The organism is Bacillus sp. AK031 (assembly GCF_053903065.1).
The window spans coordinates 3770495-3792907 of sequence record NZ_CP096424.1; the positions used below are offsets into that span (position 1 = coordinate 3770495).

At 39.4% G+C, this 22413-nt stretch carries 22 protein-coding genes; 4 read left to right on the plus strand and 18 right to left on the minus strand.

What is annotated here, in order from left to right; translation table 11 throughout:
• Positions 1–80 precede the first annotated feature (80 nt).
• Complete coding sequence (locus tag M1E09_RS19260) at positions 81–1046, plus strand: quinone oxidoreductase family protein (RefSeq protein WP_456272436.1); 966 nt, start codon at positions 81–83, stop codon at positions 1044–1046.
• A gap of 213 nt (positions 1047–1259) precedes the next feature.
• Here M1E09_RS19260 and M1E09_RS19265 read toward each other — a convergent pair whose 3' ends face one another.
• On the minus strand, positions 1260–1850 hold the full coding sequence (locus M1E09_RS19265; protein WP_456272437.1) for a hypothetical protein: 591 nt from the start codon (positions 1848–1850) through the stop codon (positions 1260–1262).
• A gap of 188 nt (positions 1851–2038) precedes the next feature.
• On the opposite strand from M1E09_RS19265, the gene M1E09_RS19270 reads away from it, so the two are divergent.
• Positions 2039–2920, plus strand: coding sequence for a helix-turn-helix domain-containing protein (locus tag M1E09_RS19270; RefSeq protein ID WP_456272438.1), 882 nt, complete (start codon positions 2039–2041; stop codon positions 2918–2920).
• Between the two features lie 153 nt (positions 2921–3073).
• Here the strand turns inward: M1E09_RS19270 and M1E09_RS19275 are convergent, their stop codons facing one another.
• The 4 genes from M1E09_RS19275 to M1E09_RS19290 form a co-directional block, all read right to left on the minus strand.
• Entirely contained in the window at positions 3074–3949 is an 876-nt protein-coding gene (locus tag M1E09_RS19275) for a DNA helicase (protein WP_456272439.1), read from the minus strand.
• Between the two features lie 138 nt (positions 3950–4087).
• Positions 4088–5104, minus strand: a complete 1017-nt coding sequence (galE, locus tag M1E09_RS19280) for a UDP-glucose 4-epimerase GalE (protein ID WP_456272440.1) — start codon at positions 5102–5104, stop codon at positions 4088–4090.
• Positions 5105–5129: 25 nt separating this feature from the next.
• The gene (locus M1E09_RS19285; protein WP_456272441.1) at positions 5130–6467 is read right to left on the minus strand and encodes a glycosyltransferase family 2 protein; all 1338 of its coding nucleotides are present in this window, start codon (positions 6465–6467) and stop codon (positions 5130–5132) included.
• 333 nt (positions 6468–6800) lie between these two features.
• On the minus strand, positions 6801–7418 hold the full coding sequence (locus M1E09_RS19290; RefSeq protein WP_456275036.1) for a TetR/AcrR family transcriptional regulator: 618 nt from the start codon (positions 7416–7418) through the stop codon (positions 6801–6803).
• A 171-nt stretch (positions 7419–7589) separates the two neighbouring features.
• On the opposite strand from M1E09_RS19290, the gene M1E09_RS19295 reads away from it, so the two are divergent.
• Together M1E09_RS19295 and M1E09_RS19300 are read left to right on the plus strand one after the other, a co-directional pair.
• Positions 7590–8786 carry a YhgE/Pip domain-containing protein gene (locus M1E09_RS19295; RefSeq protein WP_456272442.1) on the plus strand — a complete coding sequence of 399 codons (1197 nt, stop codon included), beginning with the start codon at positions 7590–7592 and terminating at the stop codon, positions 8784–8786.
• Positions 8787–9250: 464 nt separating this feature from the next.
• Positions 9251–9424, plus strand: a complete 174-nt coding sequence (locus M1E09_RS19300) for a hypothetical protein (RefSeq protein WP_456272443.1) — start codon at positions 9251–9253, stop codon at positions 9422–9424.
• A 243-nt stretch (positions 9425–9667) separates the two neighbouring features.
• On the opposite strand, the gene M1E09_RS19305 is transcribed toward M1E09_RS19300, so the two are convergent.
• The 13 genes from M1E09_RS19305 to M1E09_RS19365 all read right to left on the minus strand — a co-directional run bounded on the left by M1E09_RS19305 (position 9668) and on the right by M1E09_RS19365 (position 22124).
• Positions 9668–9814 (minus strand): hypothetical protein, encoded by a 147-nt coding sequence (locus tag M1E09_RS19305; protein WP_456272444.1) that lies wholly within the window; start codon positions 9812–9814, stop codon positions 9668–9670.
• 449 nt (positions 9815–10263) lie between these two features.
• Positions 10264–10443, minus strand: coding sequence for a hypothetical protein (locus M1E09_RS19310; RefSeq protein WP_456272445.1), 180 nt, complete (start codon positions 10441–10443; stop codon positions 10264–10266).
• Between the two features lie 104 nt (positions 10444–10547).
• A complete protein-coding gene (locus M1E09_RS19315; protein WP_456272446.1) occupies positions 10548–10754 on the minus strand; it encodes a transcription initiation factor TFIIIB in 207 nt (68 codons plus the stop codon).
• Between the two features lie 54 nt (positions 10755–10808).
• A complete protein-coding gene (locus M1E09_RS19320; protein ID WP_456272447.1) occupies positions 10809–11444 on the minus strand; it encodes a TetR/AcrR family transcriptional regulator in 636 nt (211 codons plus the stop codon).
• 16 nt (positions 11445–11460) lie between these two features.
• Positions 11461–12258 carry an ABC transporter permease subunit gene (locus M1E09_RS19325; RefSeq protein WP_456272448.1) on the minus strand — a complete coding sequence of 266 codons (798 nt, stop codon included), beginning with the start codon at positions 12256–12258 and terminating at the stop codon, positions 11461–11463.
• Between the two features lie 14 nt (positions 12259–12272).
• Positions 12273–13145 carry an ATP-binding cassette domain-containing protein gene (locus M1E09_RS19330; RefSeq protein WP_456272449.1) on the minus strand — a complete coding sequence of 291 codons (873 nt, stop codon included), beginning with the start codon at positions 13143–13145 and terminating at the stop codon, positions 12273–12275.
• A 1934-nt stretch (positions 13146–15079) separates the two neighbouring features.
• Complete coding sequence (locus tag M1E09_RS19335) at positions 15080–17059, minus strand: histidine kinase dimerization/phospho-acceptor domain-containing protein (RefSeq protein WP_456272450.1); 1980 nt, start codon at positions 17057–17059, stop codon at positions 15080–15082.
• 79 nt (positions 17060–17138) lie between these two features.
• On the minus strand, positions 17139–17825 hold the full coding sequence (locus tag M1E09_RS19340) for a response regulator transcription factor (RefSeq protein WP_456272451.1): 687 nt from the start codon (positions 17823–17825) through the stop codon (positions 17139–17141).
• A 749-nt stretch (positions 17826–18574) separates the two neighbouring features.
• Positions 18575–18901, minus strand: a complete 327-nt coding sequence (locus M1E09_RS19345) for an antibiotic biosynthesis monooxygenase (protein WP_456272452.1) — start codon at positions 18899–18901, stop codon at positions 18575–18577.
• Positions 18898–19311 (minus strand): ankyrin repeat domain-containing protein, encoded by a 414-nt coding sequence (locus M1E09_RS19350; protein WP_456272453.1) that lies wholly within the window; start codon positions 19309–19311, stop codon positions 18898–18900. The genes M1E09_RS19345 and M1E09_RS19350 overlap by 4 nt, the downstream gene beginning before the upstream one ends.
• Complete coding sequence (locus tag M1E09_RS19355) at positions 19296–20096, minus strand: ABC transporter ATP-binding protein (RefSeq protein WP_456275037.1); 801 nt, start codon at positions 20094–20096, stop codon at positions 19296–19298. The genes M1E09_RS19350 and M1E09_RS19355 overlap by 16 nt, the downstream gene beginning before the upstream one ends.
• Complete coding sequence (locus M1E09_RS19360) at positions 20080–21126, minus strand: FecCD family ABC transporter permease (protein ID WP_456272454.1); 1047 nt, start codon at positions 21124–21126, stop codon at positions 20080–20082. The genes M1E09_RS19355 and M1E09_RS19360 overlap by 17 nt, the downstream gene beginning before the upstream one ends.
• Positions 21126–22124, minus strand: a complete 999-nt coding sequence (locus tag M1E09_RS19365; protein ID WP_456272455.1) for an ABC transporter substrate-binding protein — start codon at positions 22122–22124, stop codon at positions 21126–21128. Before M1E09_RS19365 ends, M1E09_RS19360 begins: the two co-directional genes overlap by 1 nt.
• Positions 22125–22413 lie beyond the last annotated feature (289 nt).

Below are 22413 nucleotides of genomic sequence, written 5' to 3' on the forward strand. Positions count from 1 at the left end.
ACTACTATAGGTTATCATCTGTGTAGAAATCGAGGTTCCACTATGTTAGTGAGAATAAGTTATATGAAAAGAGGTCTGGAATGAAAGCTTTAGTATTTGAACATTTTGGCGGCCCGGAAGTTTTAGAGTATAGAGAGATATCGGACCCGACTATTGGGCCAAATGAAGTTCTTGTTCGAACAAAAGCAATCGGTTTAAATTTTGCAGATATTTATAGAAGAAAAGGAAATTATCATCTAACAGGACAAGCTCCGTACATATTGGGTTATGAAGGTGCTGGAATCGTTGAGGAAATCGGAAGCGAAGTATCATCTTTCAAAATTGGTGATCGAATTGGGTTTGCTGATGTTCCTTTTGCTAATGCTGAACTTGCAGCTGTACCAATAGAAAAAGCCATTCCACTTCCGGACCGTATTTCTTTCGAGACTGCTGCATCTATTCTGCTGCAGGGCTTAACGGCTCATTACCTCGTCCATGACAGCTACTCTGTTAAACCTGGAGATGTTGCCGTCATCCATGCATCAGCAGGTGGAGTTGGACAGCTATTAATTCAAATGGTCAATCTCCTTGGCGGAAAAGCAATAGGACTTACTTCTTCCAAGGATAAAGCAGAGATTGCTTTAAAAGCGGGCGCAGAAGAAGTATTCCTCTACAACGAAAAATGGTCAGACAAAATCTTGCAAGCAACTGATGGTAATGGAGCAGATGTCGTATTCGAATCAGTCGGTTCCACCTTATCAGAAAGCTTTTCTGCAACGAGAGTAGGCGGGACGGTTGTATTTTTTGGTATGGCTGGCGGCGACCCTCAACCCGTTGATCCCAGGATGTTAATGGATACTTCCAAGACCCTAACAGGCGGTGACCTTTGGAATGTGCTTACCTCAGGGACAGAAAGAATAAACCGTTCAAAGCAGCTGTTCAAGTGGATTGAGAATGAAGAATTAATCATACAGGCGCCTGTCACCTACAATTTAAAAGATGGTCAAGAGGCTCATCGATTATTAGAAAGCCGTAGGAGTACAGGCAAGATATTATTAATACCATAGAATGGGGAAAGGAGAACTTTAATTGGTTCTCCTTTTTATTTTTGACAAAGGCGGGGCCTGACCCCCGGTACGTTAATACGTTAGTGTACTGGGGTCTGGCCCTGACTCTTAAAAATCTGCATTAGAGTATTAATGCACTTTGTAATGTTTATAATAAGTTCCTGATCATACATAAGTAATGAACCAGCTCCGCTAAATGTTCAAGTTCCATTCTCATCTCATTGGCCTTGAATGTGATATAGAAGGAGCTAATTCCCAAGTGCCCCCATATTCGTTTATAATCGGTGCATATTTAACAATCCCTCTGAAATTCCCCTCTTCCAAATCATACTTTGTAAAACCATCTACTTCAGCCAGGAATTCTCCACTTTGTCCGTACCTGTCTTGAACAGCTTTGTTTTGTAGATTTGGTCTAAACCATACTTCCAGTTGAAACTGTTGACTATCCTGCGCTTTTTCAATCACTTTGGTAAATTCACCAGCTTCATCAACTTTCGCAGTGTGCTCTTCAGTAAATTTTTTTGATGCCTGACCCTTTCCCTCCAGGATTTCAGTATTGCCCACGTTCTCTGGAAAACTTTTCAGACCTATTAAGATGGTTGATCCTTCCGGTAAGTTGGTCGTACCCCGAATAATAAGTCTAGCGTTTTCTATTCGAACACTCCCTTCCAGCATCACCTCTTCACTTTTTTTGGTGCTTGTGGTTTCGGTATCTAACGTTTCATCAAATAAAACAACTCTGCAACCTGACAGAACGACAACCACAAAAATAACCGGGATTAGAAATTGAACTATTTTGACCATATTTCTCTCCTTACTTTTTCAGCTGAATAGGTTAGTTTAATCAAACATTATAAGCGCATTTTACTATACCTATTTGATTAAAGTTTCATCCATTTTTGCCCGATTTCATGAAATCCCCCCTCAAAACCTGCCTTAAATGGACTAAAACATTCTATAATATAAATATCTTTATTTTTCGCAGGGGGATTATGATGGAGAATATGATTTCCACTATTGGAGAAAGTTTAAGAGACTTAAGAATATACCAAAAGGTTTCTCAAAAAAAATTAGCCAAAAATATCTGCACTCAAGCATATATCAGTATGATTGAAAAAGGCCAAATTGTCCCTTCTGCCCATATCCTTCACGCTCTTGCTGTTAGACTAGGGGTGTCCATCAACTACTTTTTTGATTCTCCGGACAGTACAATCCACGAATATCAAAATGAGTTTATTAACCAAGTGCGTGCTGAAACCAAGAAACATAATTATGCTGAAGTCAGAAGATTAATTAACGTCCAAAAAGATAGTCCCTTATTTAAAACGCCAAAAATGAAAAACTTCATGGATTATCATATAGGAATTTGTCTATATCATCTTGACGCTGATATTTCTGAAGCAATGGAAAAACTAAAAGACACATTAAGTGATAATAATGAACATTATTTTCAAGAAGATGTAGAATCTCTTATTGCCATCGCTAATATTCTTACTGAAGAAAAACTGCTGGAAGAAGCAGAGCAATACTACTTAAAAGCTCTTAACCTGTTAGAAAGCAGACCTTCTTGTGACGAATATTCTTTACAGCTGCGTTTCTATTACAATTATCAAAGATTTTTAAAAAACCAAATGAAATACGAAGACGCTGTTGAATATGCAAACAAAGGGATTAAAATTTGTGTTCAGTATGAAACTCTGTATTTACACGGTGAATTTTATTATTATAAAGGACTTTCTCTTATCAACTTAAATCACGTGGTCGAAGGTATCGAGGCATTAAAGAAAGCTATCTCGATCTTTTCATTATCAGGGAAAGAACATTTCATTACATCTGCTCAAAGTATAATTGATGAAGCTTCCATGAATGTTTGAGCCAAATTTTCTTACTGAAATAAACTATTCATAATTCGTTTTAGGTATCATACCATTTAACTCCTTGAGCCATAGGGACATTAGTACACTGTTCCTAAAACCGCTCCAATCAGCATGCTTTCGGCTTCAAACAATGCCTGGAAACTGTCGGTTTCACCGGTCCCATACAGGCTCAAAGGACGGCTTGATTCTCTTGGATTCGTTTGCAAGACGTGCCTCCCCCTCTTTCTTCCACATTGCCATCTTGGCCAGCAAATCATTCGTTTCTTTTATCCGGCTGGCAGAAGAGCTTGGCGGCTTTTCCGCACTTTTCCTGATTTTACGCTGCAAAGCCTTCTCGTAGTATGTAAACGACTTGATTTTGTTGTTCGCATTCCGCTTTCGATAATCGGACTCGATCGTCTCCATCCAGGATAGCAGCGTGTCCACTTCGATCTCCGCCTCGCAGATTTTTTCAATGGCACACTGTTCCTTAGGCGAAATATAAAATCCTGAGTTACGCAGCTTCAGAAATTTATCCGTGACCTTCTCAACTCTATTCTGCACTTCTGATTTGAAAGACAACTCATTCCTCGCGTGCCCGTTCTCTTTTTCTCTCTCTTCTCTACCTTTCTTACATTCTTCTTGTTGTACACCCTTCGTGTCCGCTTCGTCCTTCTGGGATTCTTCCGCCGTTCTCCCGTTTTCGGGCAAAAGGAAATCATCTTCACTCTGTAGTAAAGTGAACAATGTGCCAAAGTTTGTTTCTTCAGTAGAGATGAGACCATATTTTTTCAAACGATCCACACCCAGTTTGACTGTATTCTTTGACGGAACTCTCAAATTGCCATTCTCCACGTACTGCAAATCTTCAGCCAGCCGGGAATACGACCTTAAATATTGACCTCTTCCCACCTTCACTTCTTCCACATACATGAATTCTTTCTGGACAGCTCTGCAGCTCAGCAATAATAAGAGCCTCAAGGTAAACGGGCTGCTCCAAATCGGGCTTTCAATCGTGCTTCGTTGAAATTTAATCCATCCTGTCATTATAAATTCCTCCCTATATTACGTTCTCATCGGTTATATAGAGAGCTTTATGGAAAAGAGACACCCATAAATAAAAAAATGCTGAACTCACAGACCGAGAGTCAGCACCAACGGACAGAGGGGATGTTTCTCTGCCTATTATATCTTTTCATATCCTTTTGGATTTTGTGATTGCCATTTCCAAGAATCCATACACATTTCCTCGATTACTTTTTCAGCTTTCCATCCCAGTTCTTTTTCAGCCTTTCCTGGATCCGCATAACACTCTGCAACATCACCGGGGCGACGGGGGCCAATTTTGTAAGGAACTTTTGCACCTGTCGCTTTTTCAAAAGCATGGACCATTTCAAGGACACTATATCCCTTTCCAGTGCCCAGGTTATATGCCTCCACTCCATTTGACGAAACGACCTTTTCTACTGCTTTCAAGTGTCCACTTGCAAGATCCTCAACATGGATATAGTCTCTGACACCTGTTCCATCTATGGTTGGGTAATCATTCCCAAAGATCTGAAGCTCTTTCCGCTTTCCAGCTGCTACTTGCGTGATATACGGCATAAGATTATTCGGAACTCCATTGGGTTCCTCTCCGATCAGACCACTGGAATGGGCACCGATTGGATTAAAATAACGTAAAAGCGCAATGCTCCAGTGATGATTTGAAAGGTAAACGTCATTTAAAATTTCTTCGATCATTAATTTGGTACGTCCATATGGATTGGTTGCCCTCAGTGCTGCTTTTTCAGTAATGGGAACCTGCTCGGGTACTCCGTATACCGTTGCAGAGGAGCTGAATACTAGATTCAACACATTATATTTTTCCATCAAATCTAAGAGATTTAAAGTACCCGTAATATTATTATTATAGTAATGCAGTGGAATTTCCACAGATTCTCCCACAGCCTTTAGTCCGGCAAAATGAATCACTGCTTCTATATCATTTTCATTGAAAACATCTTCTACTTTCGCTTTATCAAGCAGATCTGCATTATAAACTTTAAATCTTTTATTGGTTATTTCTTTTACTCTTTCTAATGATTCCATACGGCTGTTACAGAAGTTATCCAATACAATAATATCGTATCCTGATTTCAATAATTCAACACACGTATGGCTGCCGATGAAACCTGCTCCACCAGTCACTAAAATATTCATTTTGTTCCTCTCTTTCCTATCAAAATTAACGTCTCATTTTTGAAGTATAGTCAGTCCCGGTTCTCTTCATTTTTCCCCAGCTGTTTTTATTTCTGAAGTACATAAAAGTTCCGGCCAGTACAAAGAAGGAGTTCATAAAAGGCGTAACGATAACTTCTATAAGAGATGTCATGAACATGTTCAAATAGCCAAGGAGCGAGTACTTATACTGAAACCTGCGATTAACGATTATGGCTGCCAATGTTTGAATAACCGCAGCGATTGCAACTATTCCGGTAAACAACAAAATGCCTCTTATGGAGTCTGTCAAAAAGTAGATAGCGGGAGTAAGAAGGATTGTGGCTATAGGGGTAAAGGTCTCTATTAACAAGCATTGTATCCACACAAAAATGGTGAGCAGAAACTTGCTGCCCCTCAGAAGTCCTTTATGAAGGAAGAAGCAGTCTAAAAAACCCTTCTGCCATCTGACTCTCTGGCTGTAAAGAACCTCCAACGTTTCCGGACACTCTGTATAGCAAACTGCGCTGGGCAGAAAGAGGATTTTCTCGCCAGTCTTTTTTGTATGTGCATGGGCCCGGAATGTCAGGTCCATGTCTTCGCCAACCGTCTCCACATTGTGACCGCCCAATTGCAGTAACGTTTTCGTTCTGTAAATGCCGAATGCGCCGGATATCAGGGGCATTGTTCCAAAGAAATAGAAGAGGAATCTCGCCTGCAGAAATGAGCGTAGATAGCCCAATGTTTGTATTTTTACAAGAAACGGCAGACGGGAAGTGGCGGATGGTTCAGAGCCATTGTTGGCCATTCCTTGAAGAATCCGAACGGTACCGCCGGCTGCTATCACTTCTTTATCGTAAAAAGCTTCATTTATCATATTGAGAGAATCAGAGCGTAATACACTATCAGCATCTGTTAAAACAGTAACTTCCTTTGATGCGTACTCTATTCCGGCGTTTAATGCATCTGCACGTTTACCATTGTCCTTATCGACGACTACAAAATTGGGATATTTCAAAGATTGATAGGTTTTCTTGATAGGTGCGTGGATTAGTTTATTTGCTTTCGGAATCGTGGCCTCCTTCAAATCCAACAGTCTATGAAGCACTTCCATACTGTCATCTGTCGATCCATCGTTAGCAATCACAACTTCATAGTTAGAATAATTGATGTTATTCAATCCCCAAATACAGCTTTCGAATGTGGACGATTCATTGAAAGCAGGTATCACGATAGAGATCCCTATTTCCTTCCTTGAAGATTCAGCGCCGTCTGACTGCTTGGCCCAAATGAACGGCACCACTGTATACAAAAAAATGAATCCAAGTACAACGGACAAAAATACTATTAGTAAAATCGAAACCATAAATGATAAGCCACCTTTGATATTCGTTCTGCAAGAATAGAATATTCTCCATAAAGAACATTGGTGCGCCAAAAAGTGACTCATTTTTCGATTGATATAAAGAACGATAGACTCTTAACTATTTTCTGGGACAGGAGACACGTGGAGGGTCCCTAGTAAAATTTCCAGGGACGGAAAAGTACCTTATTCAGGTATACACAACGCAATTATTTAAGCGAGGATAAAAAGATTAACGGAGTTACCAAAATACCGAGTATGTTCATTCAGTTCAGTAGATAAAAAACAAAAAAACACCTCCTGCTTTTCACAGAAAATGTCCTTTTGTTGATGTGGTTATTTTTTTAAACCCTCTGCAAAAAAGGGGCCGTTACTCGTAATGGTTGATAGAATTCGGGCCATTTCTTCAGGTGATTCTTTCCGGCCGTTATCCAGCCATTTTTGAATGACCCCTATATGAGCCGATCCGATATAGGAAGCTAAATAATGTCCTGGCACAAGCAAATTTTCTTCCTTAATCAGTGCGTTTGGGTTATTTCCATAAAGTGTTTCCCACATGAATGTTTTTAGCCTTGTTTGAAACGACAGATCTCCTTTTGGACTTAACACGGCCTTCATAAATCCACTATTTTGATTTAAATACTCAAATAATGAAACTGATAGTTTAAATGGTGCCATAATCTGAGAGTCGCTATCCAGGGCGGCTATAACACCAGGAAAGTTTTCTCTGGCAATTCTGGATATATCAAACATGACTTCTTCTTCGCATTTTGTCATTAGGTCGAATTTGTCCTGATAGTGGGCATAAAAGGTACCTCTATTGATATTCGCCCTATTGGTGATGTCTTTAACCGTAATGGCTTCGAAGCCTTTTTCTTCTATTAATTCCACCAGTGCATTTCGAATGGACTCTTTTGTCCGGATGACTCGTAAATCCTTAGAATTTTGACTCAGGATGATCCCTCCTTCTTTTTATCCGACACAATTGAAAAAAGTGTCCCATAACCAACACTTCTTCCAATATTGATTATTGAGCAGATATGAATCTGGCTATATAATTTGAAAGGTAAATAAACAACACGGTGTTCATTATTTAGTTTACCTTAATCTCAAGGAGGATGGAATATGTTCAAAAACAAATTATTATGGTTCTCGCCACTTATTGCATTGGCCATTATTTTAATTTTTTCCCTTACCTTGATTCCTTCGGTCCAACCAACCGCAAAGAATCTGCCTATTGCAATCGTAAATGAGGATACAGGGGTGGATGTCCCCAATCAGCCTAAAATGAATATGGGTGAAACAATCGTTGAAATGATACAGAAAAATCCCAATACAGCTGCAGGTCAAGATGATTCTCCTGTAAAGTGGATTGAAGTAAAGAGTAAAGAGGAAGTTCAAAAAGGATTAGATGACCAGAAGTATTATGCTGCATTGGTCATTCCGGAAGATTTCAGTGCCAAGCAGGCTTCATTGCGGACTCCAACACCGTCTTCACCCGAGATTGAGATATTTATTAATCAAGGAATGAATACGATGGCTTCCACAATGGCAGGACAGATATTGAATGGAGTCGTTGAAAATGTCAGCAATAATGTACGGACACAATTGCTGGACGGATTTGAACAGCAGGGAGCAGCATTAACACCCATGCAAGCTGAAAGCCTGGCAAATCCTATCACGAAAAAAGTCACGAACGTAAATGAAATCGGTACAAATAGTGCAAACGGAAATGCTCCTGTTTCTTTATTCCAGCCTCTTTGGATGGCAAGTTTAGCAAGTGCGGCAGTTATCTTTATCGCAGTCAGCAAAGCAGCCATTACGAATCGAAAAGAGAGCTTTTTGGCAAAACTGGTTCAAATATTAGCAGGGGCGATCATCTCCCTTGTCGTCGGATTCGGCTTGACTCTGCTGGCAGAAGGGGTGGTTGGGCTTCATATTCCACATTTCACAGATATAGCCTTATTTTTAACCATTACTTCTTTTAGCTTTTTTCTGATGATCTCAGCAGTACTTTCACTGTTAGGGATTCGAGGTATGCCGATTTTCGTCTTAATGCTTTTCTTTGGGGCACCATTGCTTGCGATGGCACCAGAGATGATGTCCCCGTTCTATCATGACTGGGTATATTCTTGGCTGCCAATGCGGTTTATGGTAGAAGGCTTACGTGAATTATTATACTTCGGAAACGGTTTAACGTGGAATGCACCTGTTTCTTCCCTTGTTTGGATTGGAGTAGTGAGTATGCTGGTCATCATAGCTTCTGCGTTAAGAGTTACTTCATCAAAAGAGGAAACGCAAATCCAAGAAAATGTAGTATGATGACCATACAAAAGCCGCTCCTTATTGAGGTATTGAGGAGCGGCTTTTGTTCATAATGGAGATAGAACATGATTAGGGACTGTCCCCTTAATATCAAAAAAGTTTCTTCGCTGGCTTTACTCTGCGTGTGCCAGTGGGATAGCCATATAACAATCTGCAAAAATAAGGGAAGAAATTTCTGTTATTTAGGAAATTCTATGAAAAATAGAGGAGATAGAGGAAAGAATTTCCCTTATTTACTCTAAAAGCATGAAAATGCTCCCTTTGACCTTGCCTTAAGGGAAAAAATTTCCCTTATTTCCCTCAACCTAGCCCTATTCTGCAGGATAAGGGAAAAAACTTCCCTTATTTAAACAACACGCGAATGTTCTGGCCGACAAAAACATACCCGAACCCGTTAAGCTTATCCCTCCCTGTTTTTTTCAGGAGTTAAAGCACTTATCAGCCCAATGATGTTTGGCGGAATGCTGGCAATCAGAAAATACCAGTTGCCGGTGATGATTGATGTAATGGTAAATATAATCAGTGATATTGCCACGATAGAAATTCCGAATTTTACCCTGGACGGTTTCAACGGCTCTGACATATTCATATTGATCGATAAAATCATGCAGGTAAATCCCCAGCTTGCCAAGTGAACAAGAAGAATGATTCCCAGAAGCATTGCTGTACTAAGTCCAATTCCGAATATAAGTAAAGAAAAGAAAACATAGATTGAAGCAAGGGTGAAGTATCAGGAAACGGACCGGGCCATTTGCCAAATATGTTCATATAATTCATCCAAACCACCTTAAAAGCGGGGCCTGACCCCTGGTACGTTAATACTTTAGCGTATCGGGGGCCAGGCCCTGTTTATCCATCCACCATTGGTTTCAATCTTTTCAGGCTTTTAAAAATGCCTGAACCGAATCCGGTAATAATTGAAAGAACAAGCCTTCGTATTTGATATCGAGCAGGCCGGCAATCAATATAACAAGAAGGATTAATACTAAAAGAAGTTTCTTATTTTTCCCAGAAATCCACTTCACTAAGTTTCACTCCAAAATAACACAATTTTAATCCTTTATATATTAATTCATGTAACAGGTACTTATCAATGCTTACTTATGAGCAGGATTGCTCGTAGAAAGCAAAGTGCATGCTGTTTCAGATAACCTTATCCTCGCGCGGTATCGACTAAAAACCGGTCAGGGGTACTAACCTCTGACCGGTTTTCTTGTGTCATATAACGGAATCGTTAACCATTCCCTATGCCAAATCACTTTTTTTAAAAAGCGCTTTTCTTTTCACCTGTCACACATTACTATCTTGATGCTTAGGCAAATAGATTTTGATGGGACATAGGGACAGGTGAATGTCCCCCGAAAAATATTTAGGGACAAGGTACCCTTTGTCCCCGTTTTCCTTCATTAACATAACAATATATTCTAAAGTCCATACTCTTATACAATAAGCTTTTTAGTGAAGGTACAACTAATTATTCCCTTACCTTTTTACCTGTTTGATTCTTTATCATAATTATGGCTTGGATGACAAAGCATATTGCAGCTATGAGATAAAAGGCAAGGGTTAGCCATTTCATAGACTCATTTATTCCAAAGTAGTATCCTATGATTGCAAGGACAAGTCCTACAACAAGCAATAAATACTTCCTCATTTATTTCACTCCTTACATATATATGACTTTTGCACCGCAGATCTCCTAATGGTGTGTATTTGCAAGGGGAGTATCAAGTTTTGTTATTTACTTGTCTGATAAATCTACATTGTCCCCTTAAACTTTTCGGGGTTTACCACAAAGCTTTCAATAATAAATCCACAATCTGTACAAATAATATATTCTATGTTTGAACCAAAGCTAAATTTTTTATTTACTGGCGACATAACTGCATACCCGCTATGCTGACCTTTACCGAGCTCAATTCCGCCACACTTTGGACATGCAGTTATATTTTTAGAAACATCCACAACATAACCTCCCGTAATAGTTCTACCTAATGTTACCTTACTCCTCAAACGTTTTTAATTCTTCAAACATCCATACTTTATTAATTCAATATATTCATCTATTTCAGGTATCATTTGCTCACTCAGTTTCTCAAAATGGATTGATTCGTCCTTATATAAGCCTATATACTTTTTGGTAATGTTCTCAAGTGCAACCAATGTTAAGTTGACAACCTTTTCAGGTGAAGCATGATTTTTCAATAGTTTGGCATTCAACAGTTTTCCAAGATATTGGTCGCTGTAGCTATCAATATTCTTTTCCAGCAGTTGTTGGACCTCATCTTTCATTGTTACGGGTGGGTTCAACATAGCATTGGTTACCAGATTGGTTTCCTGAGAAAATTTCAACTGTACCCTCAGCTTAATTAGAATTACTTCCTTAATTCGTTCAAAGAAATCATCTGTTTTCAATCTTTCTAGTTCGTCCATTATGGTATCTCCAATAAGCTGACGGCAATGGTCAACTACATATAGGAACAGATTCTTTTTATTTTTGAAATAGTGAAACAATATACCTTTAGAAATTCCCGCTCTAGTTGTAATAGTATCTGTTGAAGTTTTCTCAAAACCAGTTTTAGCAAACTCCTCAATACAGATAGAAATGATCAGTTGCTTCTTCTCTTCGGGTAATTTCTCGAAATTAGGATACATGGTGTAACCTCCATCACTATGATGCTATGTCCTTTTTATTGTAATGAAGAAAAGTAAATGATGTTCCAAATAGGATTATTCCAATCATTATCAATAAATATAGAGGCTGGATTGCATTTTCATTTATTAGTTCAGCAGCATCAACATATTTAAATACGCTAATATATTTTAGCATATTTAATTCTTCTGAAATACCGGATGTAACACTTAGAAAGTAGGAAACAAAAACAATTCCTAATGATGCAGCTGTAATGACACGCGACTTTTTCATAACAGCGGATAACAAAAATGAGATGGCTCCGAAAGTGAAATGAATCAGCAGTGTTGCAAAAACCAAAAGCCCATAAGTTTTAAATGGTATGGAGTCATCTGTAAATTGAAAACCTAATAAACATACAGCAACAATGGCAGTATTTATTAACAAGATGTTTACAGCAACCGCCAAGCATTTTTCTGCAATAATTCTTGTTCTTGAAACTGGTTTAGACAATAAAAATTCAATCGTTTTTTCATTCTCTTCCTTGGAAATGATGTTAGAGACAAGCATCACTGTATATATGCTTCCCAATAAAGTTGTATATAAGTGGATTTGCATCCCATAGTATCCAATCAATGTCCCAATATCAAGCCGATCCATACCGAAAGCACTCTTAAATTCTTCAGGATAAGCACTCAACATTTGATTTATCGCTTCTTGGTCTTGGGAAAATTGTGGATAGATGCTTAGAGTCATCAGAATCATACCTCCGATAATAATGCTCCATATAATCAACGATTTAAAGTTCTTCTTCAGCTCACGTTTAAAAATCAACATAATTCTCAACTCTCCTATTCATAAAAGTGCATAAACACTTCTTCCAGTGAAGGTTCTTCTATCGTTATGTCTTTTAACTCCAGTTTGTTTAAGGAATGGAGCAGACTCATCACATCACCGCTATATAAAAGATTTATACCACTCCCATTTTTTTGGATATCCAAGATTCCTTCAAAATCAAGCTGTATATCCTTATTATTTTCAACCAGCATGTTTATCCTCTTTAGATTATTTTTAATGAGTGTCTCAACTCTCTCCACTTTCACGAGCCTACCTTCTTTGATAATAGCTACCCGCTCACACATTTTTTGAACTTCACTTAGGATGTGTGAGGAGAAGAAAATGGTTGTTCCTTTTTCATTCTCTTCTTTTAGAAGCTCAAAGAAAACCTGCTGCATCAAAGGGTCCAACCCACCAGTCGGCTCGTCTAAAATAAGTAGTTTCGGTTCATGCAGGATTGCTTGGATAATGCCAACTTTCTTTCGATTCCCAAAAGACAAATCTTCAATTTTCTTTTGGAGATCCAATTGCAGCCTGTCAGCTAACTCATTCATTCTTTTTGTGTTCTTATATTGATAAAACTTTGCCGAATACTGTAGGAGGTCTATTGCTCTCATATCATCATAATAATTTACTTCTGATGGAAGATAACCAACATTCTTCCTAATTTCCATGGATTCCGAAACGATGTCTTTCCCAAAAATAGAGGCACTGCCGTTTGTGGGAAGAATGAAATTAAGTAAAGTTCGAATGGTCGTACTTTTTCCTGCACCATTAGGACCAATGAATCCAAAGATCTCTCCCTTTTGAACGGAGAGTGAAACATTTTTTATTCCCCGACTCTTTTTATAGTGCTTGGTAAGACCTTTTATCTCAATAACGTTCATTATTATAACTCCTTAATTTACGTATTGACTGATCAGTCAAATTGATTGTAAATCAAAATTGACTAACAAGTCAACGGTTATTTGATACGTAACATAAAAAAACAAGAAACCACTAAGTAGCTTCCTGCTAACTATCTCCATTAATTGATTGTAGTATATAAGTTCATCATAAATTTTAAGTTTGCTGCACAAGATAGTTCCTTCTACGTAATACAATGATTAATCCATGTAGTGGTAAACCATCTGTCAATAGGTGATAAATACTATGTCAGAGATCCTGCATTCCAATGGCTGTAATCACCATACAGGTTTTGACGATAACCCGCTGATTTAACACAGCTTGTCACTGATTTGCCTTTCGGAGACCCCCAGGGATGATAGCTCTCGGGACGAATAATATGGATCATCTTGCTGTCGAACTCAAAGAAAAAGGCCTGAAACTTCATGGCCCTGTGGAAAGGTTCGAGGATAACTGACAGTGGAGAACTTTTGCAATGTCCATGCTGTTTATTGCGGAGAAAAAGCGGAGCCTGACCCCATGTACGTTAATACTTTAGCGTACATGGGGTCAGGCCCTGTTTATCAAAGTCCAAATTATAGTCGAAAGCCACGGCTATCATCCTTTTATTTGAGGTTTACCCCTGGAATCCACTTGGTATGCAAAAAGACCCACTCCAAAAGGAATTTTTATATTCATTTTGTTCATCCTAATCATAATCTGTCATTTTAAAGGAAGGGTTTCTATTGTCTCTTGCTGTATGTGTTCTTATGACTTGGCTTGTTGTCATTATCCTTACTCTGATTCCCAAAAAGTTATCTGAGATTGAAATGGTGTTTGTTTATTTTGCTAATACCGTATTTGAACTTAGTATTTTCACGGTATTGCATCTCAACTTAAAATGGATTCAAATCGACCAAAGTATTGAAAAGTCATTTGCTGATTTAGTTATGCGATTATTCATGATTCCATTAATATTTGTCATTACTGCCAACGTTTTACGCAATAGGGGGAAACCATTAGTATTTGCAGTTGTCATCTTAATCAATTTGTGTTTTCTTTTGATAAACCTCTTAATTACCAAATTAGGGATATTAACGACAACACACTGGAATCCCCTATATACGATATTACTATTTACTAGTTACACGATCTTCTCCAGTCTAATGGCTGGTTTCATTTCCAATATAAAAGGAAAAGAAGTGACTAAGGCATGATTGTTTATGATGATCACTTTAATGCGAATGAATGGTCTGTATTAATTGGATTAATGATTGGGATATTAGTTGTTCTGTTTTTCCCAAAGAGATTTTCAGATAAAGTCACTATTTTATTTATTATGTGCGGCATTTTTACAGGATTCTTTTTTGACCACACTGTCAGTGTACAGCCGGTCAGTTTTTATGACGTTAATGATAAGTCATCCTACCAATTGATCGATTTCATTTCCTATTTATCCTTTGGGCCCATCTGTTATCTATACTTGTATATCTTTGATTGTGCCCCCTTTTTTTGGAGAAAGAAGTCAATTTATATCTTGATTTGGAGCTTTATTTATATAGGGTTAGAGTATTGGGCAGTTAAAGTTGGCGTTTACCATTACAACCATGGATATAAAATTTATTACTCTTTTCCAATATATTTAATTGTTAGCAGTGCATGGCTGGTCGTTTATTATCGGTATCACAATCAATGAAATCAAGTCCCAGTGACACCCCTAAAAAAATACACTATTTACGAAATGAGTATCCTTGCTTACGAGCAGGACTGCACCTAGAAAGCAAAGTATCAGATAAACCTTATCCTCGCGCGGTAACGACTAAAAACCGGTCAGGGGTTTTAACCTCTGACCGGTTTTTTTGTGTCATATAACAGAAGCATTAACCAGTTCCTATGCCAAATCACGTTTTTTTAAAAACGCTTTTCTTTTCACCTGTCACATATTACGATCTTGATGCTTAGGCAAATAGATTTTAGCTTTAAATAAATCTCCATCTACATGAATAGTGAATCTTCCTTTTTGGATTTCAATTAAATTCCCTGCAATGGATAATCCTAACCCGCTGCCTTGGCTCGTTCTGGATTCATCTCCTCTTTTAAAACGCTCCATTAATTCGTCTGCTGAGATATTCAACTCAGTTGCTGAGATGTTTTTGAAAGTGATAAGCACTTCATTGCCCCAATCCTCAATATCTATATAGACTCTTGATCCCTCGAGAGCATAATTAAATATATTCGATAATAAGTTTTCTACGGATCTCCACAATAACTTACCATCAGCTGCAACATAGATTTTTTCCTTGGGATGATGGATCTTAAAATCTAAATTTCTGGCTGCTACTTTGTCATTGACTTCCCCCAGTCCCTGAGTAATCAAGGATACAATATCAATTTTCTCTAAAGTAACGGGGATATTTCCGCTGGAGGCCTTCGCTGCTTCAAATAAGTCATCTGTTAATACTTTCAGCCTTTTAGATTTTTGATCTAATACTTCAATATAACCTTCTGTTTTTGATGGGTCCTTTTCAGTCTTTAACAGATCAACATACGTGATGATAGAAGTTAAAGGAGTTCGTATATCATGAGACACATTCGTGATGAGCTCCGTTTTTAACCGCTCACTTTTGAGTTCACTATCAACTGCTTTTTTCAAGCCATCCGTTATGCTGTTAATATCGGAAGCCAGTCTGCTGAACTCTCCTTTGCCCGTCACTTCGATCCGGTGATGTATATTGCCATCCTTTATTGCCTCTACACCGTCCTGTAACGCTTTAAAGGATTTGATTTTTTTGTGGGCAAACCACGCTGCTGCACCAATGGTTATCGGGAACATGAAGAACGATAGAGCAATCAAAATCGGATAGCCGATGACGATTAGTACCGTCTTCACACCGACACTTCCGCTTCTATATACTTCCCGCACAAATTGAATGACCTTATAGATCATACTTAAGATCAGTGTATGCTTGAAAAGCGTCTTATTTTTGAAATGTTTCACTAATGAAAGGACCAATAGCAGTCCAACCGCAACAATGGGAACCGTTATGGGCAAGAATAATAAATCAATGTTAGTAGACACTTCATCGGCCCATGCACCCCAAAGCGAGATAAGAACTATCCCCATCACAATCTTAATGTCATTATATAATTTGTCTGCTGCATGAAAGTGTACCTTTTGATCCTTAAATGACTCTCTTCCTGTCACGAATACAAGATAGGCAAATGAAAGGATAAAACCGAACAAATACCATGCTATTGTATATAGGTTCTTGATAGCTATTGCTTTACTGCTTTCCCACTCTTTTATTTGAGCATCTAAGAAATCTTCCGTAAAAGCAACATAAATAATCATATTTTCGTGATCTACGTTTTCCAGCTTACTTGTTATCCAGTATAAGTGTTCATTTTCTTTCACTTCATTTGGGAAGAATTCTCGTTTATACTCTTCAAACATCATATAAGAAGGGTAGCTTTCAAACTGTTCCTTTTCTGTCATCGTTGTGTTAGAAAACACATTTTCGCCATTACTGGCATAGAACAGTGGTGCTTCATAATCTTCAAGATTTTGTAAAAGTGCATGAAATTCTTTTAGGTCCTGCTTAATCATCTCATTCTTTACCTGAGAGATTTCGTCAGCGTATTCTTGTAGAAAAGTTTCATAATTTCTTTCTTCACTAAACTCAGGATTATAACTTCTGGATTGGTGTTGATAATTCATAAATAAGTTCTCTTCTTCATTTCTCCAATCATCCTCATTGATTGTTCCGCCGTTTTTAATATATTCCTCACTCTTATAGTCATCTATCAAGGTCGTGAGAGTACCAATGAGATTTTCACTTTCCTGAACATAGGTCCTGCTTTCAAAATAATGGTCATCACCCACGCTGCTAAAGTCTCCGTCATTTACGATTTCCACCTCTACACATGCCTTTATAATACCCGTAACGCATAAAACAGCGAAAATAAAAACCACTATTTTTGTTAGGACTGAATGGCTATATTTTTTCAACTTTGTACCCAACTCCCCACACCACCTTCAAATATTTTGGCTCCTTTGGATTGATTTCTATTTTCTCTCTGATTTTTCTTATATGAACGGATACAGTGTTTTCCGGACTATGAGCTGGTTCATTCCATACCTTCTCATAAATCTCTTCAATGGAGAAAACTCTGCCAGTGTTTGAAATCAAAAGCTTTAAGATCTTATACTGTACAGGAGTAAGATGGACTTCCTCCCCATCGACGGTGATCGTTTTACTTTCATCATCGACCATCAGTCCCCCGGTTTGATATACAGAGCTCTTCGTTTCAAGACCTCCAAAGGTTGTATATCTTCTCAGCTGAGATTTAACCCTTGCTATCAATTCCAAAGGATTAAACGGCTTGGTGATATAGTCATCCGCCCCTAAATTCAACCCGATAATTTTATCCGAATCCTCAGACTTGGCAGACAGCATGATCAAAGGAATATTATTCTCTTCTCTAATCTTCATGGTCGCTCTGATTCCATCCATTTTTGGCATCATAATATCCATGATAATAAGGTGAGTCTCATTCTCTCTAATTACCTCGATCGCTTCCATTCCATTAAAAGCTTTCAATACTGTATAACCTTCATTTTCCAAATAGATTTCTATCGCATCGACAATGGCACGGTCATCATCACAAACCAATATATTCATGAAAATTCACTCCTTAATAGGCTTCAACCTTTATCCCCTCTTTATTATAAGTTCTAAAAGAATCATACCAATCAAATCTTAACAAACACTTTATGCATTTCTTAAGATTTTCTTAGTATGTTTCAAAAAGACCACCAATCGGCCGCGCGGTAAGGGGCCAGGCACCTTCACCTCTTTGAAGATTTTCGAAAAATAAGGGGAGAAATTCCTCTTATTTAAGAAAAAACACGAAAAACAGCTAAAATAAGCGGAAAAATTCCCCTTATTCTCTTAAAAAGATGCGAAAGTGGTTCATTTTGCTGTGCTTAAGGGGAAAAATACCGCTTATTTACTCTAAATCGAATGCTATTCCACAGCTTAACGGGAAAATTTCCCCTTATTATAGATAGGACTTATTCATGTCCTTCACAGGGCATACCTCCTGCTGCAATGGAATGAAGTGCTAGGGAAACCTGATTATCCTTTCATGGAGGGAGAATTTTCCATACCACGCTATAAGCTCTCTTGTCCCCCACGGCATAGCCAGGGAATTTCAGAACCATGAAGAAAAGGGCCTGTCCCCCGATACGTTAGTACGGGGGGCAGGCCCAGATTTCGGAGCTCACCCTTTGTTTCGCTACCAATTCTATTCGGCTTTTAAAAATACCTGAATCGAATCCAGTAATAATTGAAAGAACAAGCCTTCATATTTAAAAATAGGGGACGGTCCTCCCCGCCTCATTCTGAAGCGGAAGAACCGTCCCCTTATTTCATTCATGCTCATAGACGATTTCTGATTTGGTCAGGTATGCTCCTAGAATAGGACTCTCTCCTTTTTCTTGTGAAGAACCTTCTTCGTTTCGTTTGCTATGGGCTTCTTTGAACGCATTACTTTGCGTCCACGCTTTAAACGCTTCTTCGTTCTCCCAAGTCGTGCTCACATGTAGTACATCATGTTCTTCTTGGTCTGTAGAGATTAACAGCTGCATCTTCACAAAGCCAGGTGTCTCTTCAATCCCTTTTCTCTTTTTGAAACGCTCGGCAACCTCGTATGCCTTGCCTTTTTTAATTTTAATATTATTGGTGACCAAAATCATGCCAGCATGTCCCCTTTCATCAATCCTTCTAAGTAGTAGACAACCTTTAATGCTTCTTCTCCACCCATCATAGCATGACGAAGCAATGGAATTCCATGTGGGCCTGGTGTATGCAAGGCACTTGGTTGGACCGCCAGGATTTCTTGTACGATGGATAGCTTACCAAGCATCGCCGCTGTAAAGATATCTATTCGTGCACCATTCTTCAGTAAAAACAACGCAATATCCTTTCGGCCTACATGCGCTGCCGCTCCCAGAGCACTTTCCCAGTCGTCTCCTCCCCAGTTGACGACAGCATGCAGTAAACCGGGTTCGGCATTAAAAAGCTCTACGACACGATCAAAATCACCGTGGGCGGCTCGAACAAATTCGCGGACCAACTCTTCCTTAAGCGCTACCTGCTGCTGCATAAAACATCCTCCTCTTTTCTCATGCGTTTTGGTTTATAAAATAGAGCGCCATCACTTTTATGAATATCGACATCAATATGAAACACCGACTGAAACATCTCTGCTGACATTACTTGATCTGGTGCACCCTCATATTGAATCTTTCCGTGGTTCATCACAAACAGCTCATCGCTATACTCTGCCGCTTGATTGATATCATGCAGCACCATGATAATCGTCATATTCTGCGTTCTGTTTAACTGCTGAACGAGCTCCATCACCTCTAATTGGTGAGCAATATCCAAGTAAGTTGTCGGTTCATCCAGCAATAGAACATTCGGTTGTTGCGCAATCGCCATACTAATCCATGCTCGTTGACGTTCACCGCCAGAAAGCGATGGCAGCAGGCGGTGGGTATATCCCTTCATATTTGTTACCTCTAACGCCCAGTCCACAACATCCCGGTCCTTATCGGTTAACGCAGCACGAGACTTTTGATGAGGATAACGACCGAATTCCACTAGTTCTTTCACCGTCAAATCAAGAAAATGATCATGCATTTGAGGGAGCATTGCCATCTGCTTCGCTACATCTCTCGTCTTCATCCGATGAATCGCTTCACCATCAAGCAGGATACTCCCTTCCTTAGGTGCTAATAAGCGCGCCATCAACCGTAAGAGCGTTGATTTACCCGAACCGTTTGGACCTATGAGACTGATAATTTCACCAGTGGAGATCGTCATACTAATTTCTTTTAACTCGAAATGCTCGGAATGATCGTACGTCACCCTATCCAAATGAAGCATCATCGTTCCTCCTTCTCGAAATCAATAGCATAAAGAACGGCCCGCCGATAAATGAAAGCAGAATGCCTACAGGCAGTTCAATCGGGTCAAACAACGTTCGCGCAAGGGTGTCGGCAAAAACAACAAGCACACCGCCGCCAATCGCAGAAAAAGGAAGCAGATATCGAAAATCATTTCCAATCAGGAGACGAATGATATGCGGAACGACGAGTCCTACAAACCCGATGAGACCGGAAACACTCACGGCAATTCCTGCTAGCAGGGAGCTTAGGATAATGAGGTAAAAGCGACTTCGCTCTACTTTGTGACCTAACAATTTAGCGACCTCATCCCCTAATTGCAGGATTCGGATATGCTTAATCGAAAGCATGGCTAACGCAAAGGCCGCAAGCGTGTAATAGATAATCATCTCGAACTGAAGCCAGCCTGTTCCCGCAATCCCGCCAGCCAGCCAAGGTAAAATTGCCTGAACACGGTCACTATACAACAGCATGATCGCACTCATCACCGCTCCAATCAGCGCATTGACCGCCACACCTACTAAAATAATTCGCACCGGGCTCGCTCCCCGTTTCCAAGACATCGCATAAATGATCAGTGTCGTTAACAACGCCCCCAAAAACGCTCCCAATGGCAAAAAGTGAATCATTGTCGGGAAAAGGATCATAATAAATGTTGCGACAAGACCTGCTCCTGATGATACCCCGATAATTCCTGGATCAGCGAGAGGATTTCTCATAATCCCTTGTAATATCGCTCCCGCTGCCGCTAAGCACATCCCAACGATAAACCCGATCAGTACTCTTGGAATCCGTAAATCCCACACAATCCGCCGCGCAAAAGAGTCTTCCGCGTTCACAACCCCTTTGACCGCTTCAGAGATTGAAACCGAAACTGCACCGGTCATGACGCCAAAAGCTAAAGATAATAAAATCAGTCCTGATAAAAGAAAGAGCAGAACCCTTCGCCTTTTCGCGAAAGGGTGTTCCTGAACGTTCATCTGTAACGATTGCGCTGCTTCTTCACTCATTACTTCCTCACCGAGTTCACACTATCACGCATAAACTCTACCGATTCTGTAATCTTCGTTCCTGGGTTCGTTCCGAATAAATGAGAAGGTAAAATCACGACATTTCCATTTTTGACGGCATCTAAGTTTTTCCATGCAGCATTTTGAGACATTTCTTCCTCAAACGCTGCCTTTACCGCTTCCGGCTCACCATGGGTAATCAAATAGACGACTTCAGGATTTTGTTCAATGATTCGTTCAACATTTAGGGTCGCATACTGTGGATACTCTTCATGCTGCGGGAAAGCACTTGCAATGTTCACTCCGCCGGCATACGTTAAAATATCTCCAGGCAGGGAATTTGGTAAAGCCGCAAGATACGTGCCAGGAGCTCCGTAGACAAGAAGCGACCGTACTCCATCTCCTTCAATTTTCTCGCCGATTTCCTTTTGAATGCCTTCTACAATTTCCTCTGCTTGATCACCCTTGTTTAATAACGTTCCAAACAACGTAATCGTGTTCGTAATATCTTCAATTGAATTTGCTTGTGTGTACACAATCTTGGTTCCTTGTGATTCAAGCGTATGAGCTTGGGCTTGGAAGCTCGGGCTTGCCACCAGTACATCCGGATTCAACCCGGCAATCACTTCAAAATTCGGTTGGTGAGGGTTACCGATCTCTTGAACACTCTTCAAATCGTCTGCCACAGGAGCATGTGAAGTCGGTCTTCCAACGAGTTCCCCACCTAATGTATGTATAATATCTAAATCTCCAGTGCTCAACGCAGCAAAAGTTGCAGGTGCCTCTTCAAAAACCAATTCCTGACCAATAGAATCAAGGACTTTTAATTCTTTCGATTCTGCCTCTGTTTCTTTTTCTTCAGAGGAAGCTGTAACGGATTCCGTTTGTGTTTTGACCTCTTCCGTTTCTTCTTTAGAAGTTGAAGCCTCCTCTGTACCGCAAGCTGCAAGCATGAGAGTAAACAAGAATAGTAAACTTAGAAAATAGTTATTTTTCATATGATGACCTCCAAATTTATTTAATTGATAACCGTTATCATTTATGACTATAATTGATAATGATTATCAATGTCAATATAATTTTCGTTATTTTTTCCATAAAAAAAGCACAAAAACATCGGGACGGTTCTCCTGCTTCACTTTGAAGCCGTCCCCATGTTTCTATTACAGAGGCTCTGGTTCCTCTTCCGTCACTCCTTTTTGGTTGGTACCGTTTGACCATCCTTCTTCATACAATCTTTCATATAAACCTTTGTAGTTTTAGAAGAGACAATTTCTTGCTTGCTCC

What these genes read in the sequence shown, in the direction of transcription:
- M1E09_RS19260 (WP_456272436.1), top strand. Translation starts at nt 81, where the DNA reads ATGAAAGCTTTAGTATTTGAACATTTTGGCGGCCCGGAAGTTTTAGAG.
- M1E09_RS19265 (WP_456272437.1), bottom strand. Translation starts at nt 1,850, where the DNA reads ATGGTCAAAATAGTTCAATTTCTAATCCCGGTTATTTTTGTGGTTGTC.
- M1E09_RS19270 (WP_456272438.1), top strand. Translation starts at nt 2,039, where the DNA reads ATGATGGAGAATATGATTTCCACTATTGGAGAAAGTTTAAGAGACTTA.
- M1E09_RS19275 (WP_456272439.1), bottom strand. Translation starts at nt 3,949, where the DNA reads ATGACAGGATGGATTAAATTTCAACGAAGCACGATTGAAAGCCCGATT.
- galE (WP_456272440.1), bottom strand. Translation starts at nt 5,104, where the DNA reads ATGAATATTTTAGTGACTGGTGGAGCAGGTTTCATCGGCAGCCATACG.
- M1E09_RS19285 (WP_456272441.1), bottom strand. Translation starts at nt 6,467, where the DNA reads ATGGTTTCGATTTTACTAATAGTATTTTTGTCCGTTGTACTTGGATTC.
- M1E09_RS19295 (WP_456272442.1), top strand. Translation starts at nt 7,590, where the DNA reads ATGTTCAAAAACAAATTATTATGGTTCTCGCCACTTATTGCATTGGCC.
- M1E09_RS19300 (WP_456272443.1), top strand. Translation starts at nt 9,251, where the DNA reads ATGCTGGCAATCAGAAAATACCAGTTGCCGGTGATGATTGATGTAATG.
- M1E09_RS19310 (WP_456272445.1), bottom strand. Translation starts at nt 10,443, where the DNA reads ATGAGGAAGTATTTATTGCTTGTTGTAGGACTTGTCCTTGCAATCATA.
- M1E09_RS19320 (WP_456272447.1), bottom strand. Translation starts at nt 11,444, where the DNA reads ATGTATCCTAATTTCGAGAAATTACCCGAAGAGAAGAAGCAACTGATC.
- M1E09_RS19325 (WP_456272448.1), bottom strand. Translation starts at nt 12,258, where the DNA reads ATGTTGATTTTTAAACGTGAGCTGAAGAAGAACTTTAAATCGTTGATT.
- M1E09_RS19330 (WP_456272449.1), bottom strand. Translation starts at nt 13,145, where the DNA reads ATGAACGTTATTGAGATAAAAGGTCTTACCAAGCACTATAAAAAGAGT.
- M1E09_RS19340 (WP_456272451.1), bottom strand. Translation starts at nt 17,825, where the DNA reads ATGAATATATTGGTTTGTGATGATGACCGTGCCATTGTCGATGCGATA.
- M1E09_RS19345 (WP_456272452.1), bottom strand. Translation starts at nt 18,901, where the DNA reads ATGATTTTGGTCACCAATAATATTAAAATTAAAAAAGGCAAGGCATAC.
- M1E09_RS19350 (WP_456272453.1), bottom strand. Translation starts at nt 19,311, where the DNA reads ATGCAGCAGCAGGTAGCGCTTAAGGAAGAGTTGGTCCGCGAATTTGTT.
- M1E09_RS19355 (WP_456275037.1), bottom strand. Translation starts at nt 20,096, where the DNA reads ATGCTTCATTTGGATAGGGTGACGTACGATCATTCCGAGCATTTCGAG.
- M1E09_RS19360 (WP_456272454.1), bottom strand. Translation starts at nt 21,126, where the DNA reads ATGAGTGAAGAAGCAGCGCAATCGTTACAGATGAACGTTCAGGAACAC.
- M1E09_RS19365 (WP_456272455.1), bottom strand. Translation starts at nt 22,124, where the DNA reads ATGAAAAATAACTATTTTCTAAGTTTACTATTCTTGTTTACTCTCATG.